The organism is Botrimarina colliarenosi, from assembly GCF_007859955.1.
GTDB lineage: Bacteria > Planctomycetota > Planctomycetia > Pirellulales > Lacipirellulaceae > Botrimarina > Botrimarina colliarenosi.
This window is the reverse complement of the sequence record NZ_SJPR01000009.1, coordinates 86,452-98,973: the sequence shown is the minus strand read 5'-3', so window position 1 is coordinate 98,973 and position 12,522 is coordinate 86,452. Positions and strand designations below refer to the sequence as shown.

Sequence of the window (12,522 nt, the reverse complement as noted above, 5' to 3'; positions counted from 1 at the left end):
TGTATGTCTCGTCTCAATCTTGGCCTGAGCGGATGCCCGTCCGTCGTCGCGTTCCTCGCCTCGGTAGCCGTCACCACCAGCGCCGGCGCAGCGGTCACGCACAACTACCTCTTCAATTCGGGTGACGGCCTCACCGTCATCGACTCGGTAGGGGGCATGAACGGCGCCGCCATCGATGGCGCCACGGTAGCCATCGCCGATAGCCGCTTGATTCTGGACGGAACCGCCGGCTACGTGGCGCTTCCGGGGCCGGACATCGCAATCAACACCTACGGCGAGGTTAGCCTCGAATTGTGGCTCGTCCCCGGAGCCGGCAACGTCGGGTTTACGGCAGCAGCCCATCTTGGTCGTACAAGCGATGGTTCGAATGAGGAGCAGGCGAATCTTGGGTACGACTACCTAATGATCCAACCAAGCCGTGGTCCTGGTGACCAAGGAAGTCGCGGCGCCATCTCCAACGGAACGTACGACGCGGAAGTCGGCGTCACCGACGGCGCTCGCGATCTCAACGACGGCAACCTGCACCACCTTGTGCTCACGGTCGACTCGACGGATGTCGGCTACTACGTCGACGGCGCCCAAATCGGCACGGCGCCCCTGAATGGTTTCAGTCTAGCAAACGTGAGCAACGACCTGGCCTACCTCGGTCGCTCGCTATACCCCGATCCCTTTTTCCAGGGCTCTATCTACGAGTTCCGGATCTACGACAACGCCTTGACCGACGTTGAGGTGCAAGCCAACTACTCGGCGGGCTGTACGGACTTCTGTGGCGACCCGCTCCGGTTGGAGGTCAACCGCGACACCGGAGCCGCTACCTTCGTCAATGACCTCTCCGCCGAGACCGTAGTCATCTACACCATCACCTCGGCGTCGGGAAGCATCGACCCGCTGGGATGGGCGTCGATCGCCGACAATGGCGATGCGGACAGTGGCGGATCGATTGACGCCGACGACATCTGGATGGTGCAAGGCACGCCCAGCAGCCTGGAGATCTCCGAGACCGACCCAATCGGTGGTGGCGGTCCCGACGATGGCTTCCAGGTCGGTTCGCCCGCCAGTATCGGAAACCTCTGGGCGAAGTCGCCGTACGAAGACCTGGTCGTGACGGCGACGACTCTCGACGCGAACTTCAACGAGATCTCGATCAACGTGCCGGTTCGGTACACGGGTAACGGCGGAACATCGTTCAGCCGGAGCGACTTCAACCTGGACGGCGTCCTCGATCCGAGTGACTACGACACGCTTTTGACTAATCACCTTGTCACGCTCTCGGGAACAACCGCCTTCGAAACCTTCTCGCAGGGCGACATTGATGGCGATGGCGACAACGACTTCGGCGACTTCCGGCTCTTCAAAGCCGACTACATCGCCGCCAACGGTTTGCCGGCATTTCTCGCTTTGACCGCCGCAGTCCCCGAGCCGTCGTCGGCTGCATTGATCTGCCTGACGGCGGCAGCGGCGGCGGTAACGCGGCGTCGTCGGTAGGAAGGAATTGTCCCCGCTCAGCTTTCGACTCACACACCATTGATCAGCATCCTGTTCCGGAGTTGTCCTCATGATCGCCACTTTCCGCTGCCACCTTGCCCTCGCCCTGCTCTTAGCGTTCGTCGGAAGGGCGCCCGGCGCCACGGTTGCTTACTGGGACTTTGAAGACGGAGTCGCCGGGCAGGAGTTCACTCCGCTCCTTATGCCTGCTCTTCGCCACATGCGCTAGCTGGGCGGCGCCGTGACGGCGCTAGGCGAAACGCAATAGCTACTCCTCTCTCATTTCACGCACCTTCTGCACAGACCTCTCGCGGAGAATAGTGATGACGATAATCAAGCCAAGTTTCGCCGCGTGGCGTGCACTGCGAGGGGCGGCAGCCATCGCTGTACTGTCCTTGTCGGTGAACGCGGCGTTTGCAGTAACCATCGCCCACTGGGACTTCGAGACCGACCTAATCGCCGGCTCCGCCGTCTCGGGTCAGAATGTCTCACACCCCAGCATCAATGGAGCTTTTGACGCGGCGATCCCGGATATCAGTGGCAACGGCAACGATCTATCGGCGTTTTCGATCGACGGGTCCGGCTTCGCCGTCATGCAGTTCAGCGACGTTGTCTCGCCGAGCAACCGCACCGGCTCAACGCTCAGCATCACCGGCGCCCCGGGCGACTGCTGTGAGGTGCTCAATAGCCAAGGCGATCTCGATCTCGGCGGCAGCCCAGTGGGCGCCCTCGCCGCCTGGACAATCGAGGCCTCTGTCAATTTCTTCGACGCGGGTGGCTGGCAAACGATCGTCGGAAAAGACGGCTTCGGCCAAGCGACCAACGGAGACGGCAACCAAGCCCCGCTCTACTTTCAGAAGAAGGGCGACGGCACCGAGCAGTTTCGTATTAACTATGTTGACGTCCTTGGCAACGCTCACATCCTCGACAGCGTCACCACCGCTCAAGCCAACAAGTGGTACAACCTTGCCGCCACCAACGACGGCAGCACGCTGCGGCTCTACGTCAACGGCATTGGAGAGACGAGTCTCGATCTAACCGCAACGTCCGCCGACACACGGATGGTCGCGCTCGACGAGTCCGGTTTCGCTGGTGACGACCTGACTTCTGACTCACCCTACGCCTGGACGGTCGCCCGCGGCATGTATAACGACGGCCACGGTGACCGCGTGAACGGGTACATCGACGATGTCCGTATTAGCAACGCGGCTCTGACCGTCAGCGAGTTGCTGAACAATACGATCGACTCGCTATCGCTCGTGGTGAACACCGCCACGGGTGTTGTCAGCATCCGCAACGACTCGAATGACGTTCTCTCGTTCGACTACTACCGAGTCGACAGTCCGACCAATGGGGATCTCAGCCCCGGCGCATGGAACTCGCTTAGTGACCAAGGTGTCGATTCGATTGGCCCCAATCCAGGCGAGTCTTGGGACGAGGCGACCAACGCGATCTCGGTCAACCGTTTGGTGGAGGAGTTCTTGCTCGGCGACACCACGCTGGCGCCCGGTCATGCCGTCTCACTAGGAAACGCCTACACGGGTGGCGTCTCGAGCGACTTGGAGTTCCAGGTTGGTTTTGTCGCCGACGGCGCCTTGACTGGCGCCAAGGTCGTTTACACGACCGCAACGGGCCTGCCGGGCGACTTCAACGGAAATGGCTCCGTCGACGCGGCCGACTACACCATCTGGCGTGACAACCAAGGATCGGAGTCGAACCTCGCCGCCGACGCCAGCGGCAACGGACGCGTCGACCAAGCCGACTACAACATCTGGGCGGCGAACTACGGCAACACGATGCCCCCTTCGGTCGCGATCCCCGAGCCTGCGGCTCTGGCGGTTGCGGCGCTCGCCTGCCTCGTTGCGTTCGGTCGCGCCCGTCGGTGATCGACCAAAAAATGGAGACCGATATTTGATCACTTTCAACCAACCCAACCCAACACGCAAGGCAAGCGGGGTGGCCGTGCTGTGTTTGGCTTGCACCCTTGCTGTCGGCTGCGGCTTTGGCTCGTCCAATACGGCGAGAGTCACCGGGACCGTCACGATCGGAGGCAAGCCGATACCCGACGACGCGTCGGCGTTGATCACCATCTCGCCCGCGTCGGGAGGCGAAGTGAAGCCGGCAACCGCGCCGATCAACAGCGGGAAGTACGAGGCGCCGAACGCCCCGACGGGGCCGGTGAACGTGACCTTCCAGATAACTCGGCCGGTCGGTCCCAAGCAATTCAGCGAGCGAACCGGCCAAGAGTACCAGAAGCAGAAAGACCTCGTTCCCTCTCAACGATCGACCGGCATCGCCGCGACGATCACGGGAGAGAACCCCACGCTCGATTTTGACTTGTAACGATTGCGGGTCGCGTCACGCACCGCGACGACGGCTCAGCGAAACGGAATCCGCCACTACTTTACGGCGTCATAGCCGGGGAAGAACGAATCCTATGAACAAGACAGGCAGGAATCGTGGTTTCACTCTGGTGGAGCTCCTCGTCGTCATCGCGATTATCGGCATCTTGGTCGCCTTGTTGCTGCCCGCCGTCCAAGCGGCGCGTGAGGCGGCCCGGCGCACGCAGTGCGTGAACCAGCTCCGCCAGCTTGGCGTGGCGATGCTCAATTTCGAGAGCACGTTCGGCGGCTTGCCCCCAATGGCCAAGTCGTGGACCAACGCCGAATTGAATGCGCTCTACGAGGGGACCGGCTATGCGGCCCCCGGTGGTTGGTACGACGACCACGGGTGGTATATCCCGCTGATGCCCTACATCGAAGAGGCGAGCCTCACCGATCTCGGCAATGCGAAGGCCCCGCTAAGTCACCCCGTCAATCTCAACGTCCGCAAGGCCTACGTCGGGCTCCATGCGTGCCCCTCGGACATCGGGCTACAGCGCAACGAGTGGGACCGACCCGAATGGGCCCGGGTGCGGTCCAGCTATGTGGTCAACGCCGGCAACACCGTGTACGGACAGCACAACGTCGGCACCTGCCCCGGCGTCTTCCCCACGTGCCGTGAATTCTTTGGCGGCCCTTTTGTAGCGAGGAAACTCGGGCGGTTAGCGACGATCATCGACGGCACGTCCAACACGTTGATGATGGGGGAGGTCCTGGTCTTGCCGGAGACGCTCGGCTGGGGAGGCCCCTACTCCGACGCCCAGACCGCGTTGGGCGGCCAGGTTTTCACCGGCTACAACACGCCGAACACTTCGGAGCGCGACGGTATCGTCCCGAGTTACAACTGGTTTTCTAACCCCGAGGTCCAGAGCGCTTGGGTGATGGCCCAGCTGCCCGGCAGCGAGGGAGCGGCTCCAGGTCTGCCCCCGGTCGGCCCGGCCAGGCCCCCCGCGATTCCCAGTAGCCGCGGGGGGGGCGGCAATATTCCACCTGACGCCAGCGTCGATAACCGCGATGGCACCAAACAGCAGCACATCGCAGTCCGCAGCCGTCACCCGGGCGGCGTCAACGCATCAAGGTGCGACGGCTCGGTCGCTTTCTACACGGATGATACGGACCCGCTTGTTTGGAACGCCCTCACTTCGGCCGCCGGTGGTGAAGCCTACTAGGCGAGCGGCCTTCTCTTGGCTTGGCGTGATTTGACCTTGGCGTGATCGACGGAGTCGGCGTGCTCTCCATTGGCATTTGAATAAGCACCCAAGATGTCGCAACCCAGGTCAGTCGGAGCCGGTCGTCATCTCACGATCGCGATAACTCTGTGCGCCATCTTGGGCGCTGCGGGATCGCTCGCGATCGCCGCTACGGAGGTTACGGTTCATGTCGATTGCGACCAACCGGGACACGCGATCAGCCCGCGACTTGTCGGCGCGTTTTTCGAGGACATCAACTTTGGCGGCGACGGCGGGCTGAACGCTGAGCTGATCAAAAACGGGTCTTTCGAGGTTCCGCGCGCGATGCTGGGCTGGCGCCGGCTTGGCGAGGGACTCTCGGCGGCCGTCGAACACGAGGCGCCGTTCAGCGCCGGCAACCCGTCGTTTATACGCCTACGCGGAGACGGCAGCGGCGCGCTCGCCAATGAGGGCTTCCGCGGGATCGGAGTCCATCAGAGCGAATCGCTGCGCCTCGCCTTCTGGGGCCGAGCAGAAGCCGGCAAGACCGTACCGCTTGCGGTCCGTTTGGTCGGCGAGAGCGGCGAAGCGCTGGCCACCAAGTCCTTCGAGCTGGCCGGCTCGTCGTGGCGACTCTACGAGACGGAGATCGCCGCCTCGCAGACCGACAAGCGCGCCCGGCTCGAGTTGAGCCTGCCGAAAGGCGGCACGATCGACCTCGACTTGGTCTCGCTCTGCCCAGTTGCGACTTGGCGCGACCGGCCGCACGGTCTGCGGCGAGATCTGGTGCAGCTTCTCGCCGACCTCAAGCCGGCGTTCTTCCGATTCCCGGGAGGATGCATCGTCGAGGGGTCGCAGCTTAAGTATCGCTACGATTGGAAAACGACGATCGGCCCCCGTGAGACACGACGGCTGATCGTCAACCGATGGAACACCGAATTCGCCCATCGACCAGCGCCCGATTATTACCAGTCGTTTGCGCTCGGCTTCTTTGAGTACTTCCAGTTGGCCGACGACATCGGCGCCGAGCCGTTGCCGATCATCAATTGCGGAATGGCTTGCCAGTTCAACACGGGAGAGCTTGTCCCGCTGGAAGAACTGCAGCCCTATATCCAAGACGCCCTGGACCTCATCGAGTTCGCCAACGGCCCCGTGACGAGCGAATGGGGCGCTACGCGGGCCGCGATGGGGCGTACCGAACCGTTTAATCTGCGGATGCTCGGTGTCGGGAACGAACAGTGGGGCCCCGAGTATTTCGAACGCTACGAGCGATTCGCCGAGGCGCTGCAGCGGGAGCATCCCGAGATCGAGCTCGTATCGACCTCGGGCCCGTTCCCGTCGGGAGAGCGATTCGACTACGCCTGGCCGCAACTCCGCAAGCTGAAGGCGCCGATCGTCGACGAGCATTGCTACGCCATGCCCGATTGGTTCCTCCGCGAAGCGCATCGTTACGACGACTACGACCGGAACGGCCCGGAAGTCTTCATGGGTGAGTATGCGGCGCAGTCGATTCAGATCGCGTCACCGCGGAACCGCAACACCCTCCGTTGCGCGATCGCCGAGGCGGCTTTCTTGACGGGCATCGAGCGTAACTCCGACATCGTGACCATGAGCGCTTACGCGCCGTTGTTCGCCCACGAGGAGGCGTGGCAGTGGCGCCCCGATTTGATTTGGTTCGATAACTTGAAGAGTTACGGTACGCCCAGCTACTACGTCCAGCAGGCTTTCAGCCTCCACCGCGGCGACACGGCTTTGCCAGTCGCCGTCGAAGACGCCCGCCCACCGCTTCCGCCCGGAGGCCGTTTTGGTTTGGGGACTCACGAGACGATTGCTGAGTTTCGCGAAGTTAGCGTGACGAGCAGCGACGGCGCCGAGGTCTGGTCCGCAACGCCGGAAGTGCATGACTTGATCGTGCAGGATGGAGAATGGCGAGTAAGTGACGCGGTCATCGCTAACCAGAACGATCGAGGGTCGTCGCGCGTCCTCTTTGGTGATCCTGACTGGAGCGGCGCCACTCTCCGAGTCCAGGCGCGCAAGCTGAAAGGACGCGAGGGCTTCACGATCTTCTTCCGTTGTCGCCCGGGCGGGTCGCGGATCGAGTGGAACCTCGGCGGTTGGGGTAATCGTCAGCACGGCTTGATAGGCGAACTCGCTACTCATAGCACGACGCCCGTTGACCTGGGGCGGACCCCCGGCGAGATCGAGCAGGGCCGGTGGTACGACGTGCGTGTCGAAACGAAGGGCTCACGCATTCGCTGCTATCTTGACGACGAACTCATCCACGAAGTCGACGCCCCGGACCCCCCTATCGATCGGGTCTTCGCCGCCTCGTCTCGCGACGACGCCACGGGAGAGACGATCGTCAAAATCGTCAACGCAACCGACGAGTCGACCGACATCCGGCTCGAGCTCAACGGCCTCGGCCGTGGCTCACACGATTGCCGTATCGTGGAGATTGCGGGCGACCCCGAGGCGGCGAACTCGATCGACCAGCCCATGCTGATCCGCCCCATCGAGTCGACCGAGACGATCGCGGCGCCCGCCGTGTCGCGAGTCTTTCCGCCCCACTCGCTGACCGTGCTGCGTATTTCGCCGGAAGGGGGGACGCCTTGAACCATCGACTAGCTTTCAGGGTTGTCGTTGTCGCCACGGCGTTCCAAACGCTGACGACGTGCGCCGAGGCCGACACGGAGAACGTGCTACAGGGCAGCGTTCGGGCGCACGATCCCTCGACCATCGTTCGGCAGAATGGTCGGTACTACGTCTACGCTACGGGCGTTGGCCTGCGGTCCAAGTGGTCGAGCGATCTCGTCCATTGGAACGAGGGCCCAGCGGTCTTCGACCGGGATCAGACGCCTGCGTGGACGGGCGGCGTTGCGCCGGGATTTCGCGGCCATTTCTGGGCTCCCGACATCGCCAAGCAGGGGGGGGAGTACCGGCTCTATTACTCCGTATCGCGATTTGGCAAACAGACGTCGGCGATCGGCCTAGCGGTCAGTCCGACTCTCGACCCGGACGACCCCCTCTACGGTTGGCGCGACGTCGGGATCGTGATTCAGTCACACGACGGCGACGCCTACAACGCGATTGACCCGTCGGTGTTGCAAGACGACGACGGACGTCAGTGGATGGCGTTCGGCTCGTACTGGCGCGGCATCCACTTGGTCGAACTCGATCCGGCCACCGGCCTACGCCGCCACCTTGAGCAGCCGCCCCGCCGCTTGGCTTCGGCGGATTCGATCGAGGCGGCGACGCTTCTCCGACACGGCGACAACTACTTCCTCTTCGTCAACCACGGGCAATGCTGCCGTGGCGTCGAGAGCACGTATCGCGTTCTTGTCGGGCGGAGCGATTGCGTCACGGGACCCTACCTCGATCGCGACGGGCTCGCGATGTCGGAGGGAGGCGGCTCGGTGGTGCTTGAGAGCGTCGACTCTCGCATCGGACCTGGCCACATCGCGCCGGTGGCTGGCGACGAATCCAATCGGTTCGCCTTTCACTACTACGACGGGAACGACCAAGGAAAGTCGAAGCTCGCACTTGCCTCCTGGACCTGGACCGAAGACGGTTGGCCCGTCGCCGCCGATGTGCGGTTGTCGGGGCCGGGAACGCGTCCTCAGCGTGACGTGCGATCACGCGATTAGTCAGCGATCTTCCGCGCTTATCACCTCGAGTTGAACACGATGCGATTAACCTCCTCAACGCTCTTCGCCCCGCTGATCATCGCCCTGATGGCGACGACTTCCAACGCGGCCACTTATCACGTCGAGCAGCTAACTTCGGAGCTGCACATCCCGGTCGATGCGGAAGTGGTTCCGGGCTTTGAAGACAAGATCTTTATCGCGCAGCTGGGGGGCGTTGCGTCGGACGGCAACGACGGCGACCCGATCACCAAGTCGGAGGGGCGGATCGTTGTCTACGACCGGACGACGGGGCTCGTTGACTACAACAACCCGTTCTTGACGATCGGCGACACCAGCTTGGTGGACCCGTACGGCGTGCCCGAGGTGGGGCTCTTCTCCATGGCGTTTCACCCCCAATTTCAGAACAACGGGAAGTTCTATGTGCAGGCCGCGGTCACGCACACCGGGCCCGCCCCGATCGTTGACACCCGCGTTTCGCCTTTCAAGACGGTGGTGCGTGAGTATACGGTCGACGTCAACAACTCCGCCCTGCCGATCATGAGCTCGAAGACAATTCTCGAACTGAATCAGCCGGCCCCCAATCACAACGGGAGTTGGATCGGTTTCAATCCACTCGAAACGGCGAACGGCGAAAGCAATCTCTACATCACGCTGGGCGATGGCGGCGATCAGCACGATCCGGCGAACTACGCTCAGGACCCCTACAGCTGGTTCGGATCCGTTCTCCGCGTCGACGTCGATGGCGATGATTTCGCAGCGGACCCCAGTCGCAACTACGCCGTCCCCGCCGACAATCCCTACGCGGACGGCGTCGAAGGGGCCCCCGAGGTGTGGGCTTGGGGTTTGCGGAACCCCTGGCGGGCGAGTTTCGATCCGACGAACGGCGACATGTACATCGGCGACGTCGGGCAAGGTTGGTACGAGGAGATCGACTTAATCCCGGGGGGGTCGAGTGGACAGAATTTCGGTTGGCGTCTCCGCGAAGGATTCCACGCGACTCCGACCGGCGGCGTCGGTGGGATGGTTCGCGACACCGTGGACCCGATCTACGAGTACCTCCATCCAGGTCGAGCGGGCGCAGTCGCCGGCTTCAGCGGCAACTCGGTGACGGGGGGCGTCGTGTATCGCGGCCCGGTGCAAGAGCTGTATGGACGGTACGTGTTTGCCGACAACGTGTCTGGGCAGATCTGGTCGTTCGACCCCGCCGATCCCTCGGGGACCATCCAAAACATGAACAGCCTCTTTACGCCGGACCAAGGGCAGATTTATGGGGTCACCTCTTTCGACCTCGACGAGAATGGCAATCTCCTAATCGTTGACGGCGCCGGCGCCCTCTACGCGCTGCTACCGAACGTGGCGCTGACGCTCACCGTCAATCGCGAGAGTGGCTCGATGAGTTTCAGCAACTTCACCGGCGACACCGCCGCTATCAAGTCCTATCAGCTAACCTCGGCGACCGGAGCGATCGACCCCGTCTCGCTCACCCCCGTAGCCGGCAATTACGACGCCCCTCCCGGCGGCGACGGATCGTTTGACCCCAGCGGCGATTGGCAGGTTCTCTCAGGAGCGTCTGACAACTTTGCCTTCGAGGAGCAGGCGACAGGCGCCACTCCCAACGTGGCGGACCAGCAGGGATTTCAGCTGAGCGCTGCGGGGGGTTGGGTCCCTTCACCCAATGAGGACCTCGTTCTCATGGTCACCCTGGGCGACGGGACCGTGGTGCCCGCGTCGGTTGAATTCATCGGCAACGACGGCGTCCCCTTCGCGTTCGGCGACCTCGACTTTGACGGCCAAGTGTCGTACTCCGATTGGGTTGTCTTCAATGCGAATCACCTGGCGGACCTGAGCGGCCTCAGCCCGGCGCAGAGCTACGGCTTCGGAGACCTCGACGCCGATGGCGACAACGACTTCGAAGACTTCCGCCAGTTCCAGGCCGACTTTGACGCCGCCAATGGTGCGGGGGCTTTGGCCCGGGCAATCGCCGGCGTTCCCGAGCCGGTCGCCGGCACAATGTGGATTCTTGGGGCATTGCTCCTCGGCTGCCGCAATCATCGGAGCGCTCGGTAATGAATCAGGTTCGTCAGACGCTACGGCTATCCCTTACGCTCGCCGCCTTGCTGGCTGGTGAGGGCGATTTCGCAGCGGTACGCGCCGATGAGCCGTTCCCGGTCGAGATCGCCGTCCAGACTACGGAGCGGATCGGGCCGCTGCGTCCGATCTGGCGATTCTTCGGGGCGGACGAACCCAACTACGTCTACATGAAAGACGGCGTCAAGCTCGTCAAAGAACTGGGCGAGTTGCGGCCCGGCGAGGTTTACTTTCGCGCGCACAACCTCCTGACTTCCGGCGACGGAACCCCGGCGCTGAAGTGGGGGAGCACCAACGCCTTCACGCTCGACGACGCGGGCCGTCCGGTCTACGACTGGACCATCACTGACCGGATTTTTGACACGCTGATCGCCCGCGGGGTCAAGCCGTATGTCGAAGTCGGCTTCATGCCCGAGGCGCTGTCACAGAGGCCTGAGCCCTATCGGCACGAGTGGCGTCCGGGGCTCCCTTACGGCGAGATCATGACGGGGTGGCGCTACCCGCCGCGGGATTACTCGATGTGGGAGGAACTAGTCTTCCAGTTCGCGTCGCACTGCGCCGAGCGGTACGGCGCCGCCGAGGCCGCCAGCTGGTACTGGGAGACCTGGAACGAGGCCAACAGCCTGCCCAACGGCTATTGGGGCGGGACGAGAGAAGAGTTCTTCACGCTTCACGACCACACGATCGCCGCCGTGCGCCGGGCCCTGCCCGACGCGCGCGTCGGGGGGCCCCACTCGGCCGGCGATGGCGGTGACTTTACGCGAGCTTTCCTAGAACACTGCCTGCGAGAAGAGAACTCAGCGACGGGCGACGTCGGCACGCCTTTGGACTTCATCTCCTTCCATGCCAAAGGGGCTCCCCACTGGGAGGGAGATCACATCCGGATGGGGATCGCCGCCCACCTAGCGACGATCGATCGGGGATTTCGGATCGTCGCGTCCTTTCCGGAACTCCGGAAAACGCCGATTGTGATTGGCGAATCGGACCCCGAAGGCTGCGCCGCCTGCCAGGGGTCGATGTTTAGCTACCGGAATGGGTCGGTCTATTCCAGCTACACCGCCGCGAGCTTCGCCAGGAAGTACGAACTGGCCGACCGGCACGGCGTCCATCTCGAGGGCGCCCTGACCTGGGCGTTCGAGTTCGAGGACCAGCCTTATTTCGCTGGTTTCCGCCAGTTGGCTTCCAACTCGATCCCGCTGCCGGTGCTGAACGTCTTCCGGATGTTCAGCCAGATGAGCGGCGATCGGGTCGCGGTCCATAGCACCGCCCAGGCCGATTTAGACGCCATCCTTCGCAGCGGCGTCCGCGACAAGCCCGACGTCGGGTGCCTCGCAAGTGTTGGAAAGGACCGCCTCTGGCTACTACTATGGCATTATCACGATGACGACGTTGAAGGCCCCGACGCGAGCGTCGCGATCCGGTTGGACGGCGACGCGTCCTACCGTCTTGTCTCCCACCAGACGATCGACGAGCAGCACAGTAACAGCTACGCCGCTTGGCGGCGGATGGGTTCGCCACTCGCCCCCAGTAAGGAACAGTTCGAGCGTCTGAAGAGTGCCGCTCAGCTGGAAGAGGTGGAACTCCCCGAACTGCAACCCGATTCAGACGGAACCACCGTCACAACGAAGCTTCCGCGACAGGCCGTTTCATTGATCGAGTTTGTCAAGTTGAGCTCCGAGAACACCACCCCGAGATAAGCCCCCCCAAGAGATTCCTTGATGCTAAGAAGCCTTCTCTTCGCGATTCCCTTCGCCC

The 12,522-nt window shown here is 62.9% G+C and carries 9 protein-coding genes; all 9 read left to right on the top strand.

Features of this window, described 5'->3' with window-relative positions; all coding sequences use genetic code 11:
- Positions 1 to 3: 3 nt before the first annotated feature.
- The 9 genes from Pla108_RS19795 (at position 4) to Pla108_RS19760 (ending at position 12,464) form a co-directional block, all read left to right on the top strand.
- Entirely contained in the window at positions 4 to 1,485 is a 1,482-nt protein-coding gene (locus tag Pla108_RS19795) for a LamG domain-containing protein (protein WP_146446744.1), read from the top strand.
- A 70-nt stretch (positions 1,486 to 1,555) separates the two neighbouring features.
- Positions 1,556 to 1,714 (top strand): hypothetical protein, encoded by a 159-nt coding sequence (locus tag Pla108_RS21120; protein WP_197526737.1) that lies wholly within the window; start codon positions 1,556 to 1,558, stop codon positions 1,712 to 1,714.
- Positions 1,715 to 1,808: 94 nt separating this feature from the next.
- Positions 1,809 to 3,371, top strand: coding sequence for a LamG-like jellyroll fold domain-containing protein (locus Pla108_RS19790; RefSeq protein ID WP_146446716.1), 1,563 nt, complete (start codon positions 1,809 to 1,811; stop codon positions 3,369 to 3,371).
- A gap of 85 nt (positions 3,372 to 3,456) precedes the next feature.
- Positions 3,457 to 3,828 (top strand): hypothetical protein, encoded by a 372-nt coding sequence (locus Pla108_RS19785; protein ID WP_146446715.1) that lies wholly within the window; start codon positions 3,457 to 3,459, stop codon positions 3,826 to 3,828.
- A gap of 94 nt (positions 3,829 to 3,922) precedes the next feature.
- Complete coding sequence (locus Pla108_RS19780) at positions 3,923 to 5,035, top strand: DUF1559 domain-containing protein (RefSeq protein ID WP_146446714.1); 1,113 nt, start codon at positions 3,923 to 3,925, stop codon at positions 5,033 to 5,035.
- Positions 5,036 to 5,128: 93 nt separating this feature from the next.
- Entirely contained in the window at positions 5,129 to 7,648 is a 2,520-nt protein-coding gene (locus Pla108_RS19775) for an alpha-L-arabinofuranosidase C-terminal domain-containing protein (protein ID WP_146446713.1), read from the top strand.
- A complete protein-coding gene (locus Pla108_RS19770; RefSeq protein ID WP_146446712.1) occupies positions 7,645 to 8,679 on the top strand; it encodes an arabinan endo-1,5-alpha-L-arabinosidase in 1,035 nt (344 codons plus the stop codon). Before Pla108_RS19775 ends, Pla108_RS19770 begins: the two co-directional genes overlap by 4 nt.
- 39 nt (positions 8,680 to 8,718) lie before the next feature.
- On the top strand, positions 8,719 to 10,746 hold the full coding sequence (locus Pla108_RS19765; protein ID WP_146446711.1) for a PQQ-dependent sugar dehydrogenase: 2,028 nt from the start codon (positions 8,719 to 8,721) through the stop codon (positions 10,744 to 10,746).
- Positions 10,746 to 12,464 carry a GH39 family glycosyl hydrolase gene (locus tag Pla108_RS19760; protein WP_146446710.1) on the top strand — a complete coding sequence of 573 codons (1,719 nt, stop codon included), beginning with the start codon at positions 10,746 to 10,748 and terminating at the stop codon, positions 12,462 to 12,464. The genes Pla108_RS19765 and Pla108_RS19760 overlap by 1 nt, the downstream gene beginning before the upstream one ends.
- Positions 12,465 to 12,522: the final 58 nt, after the last annotated feature.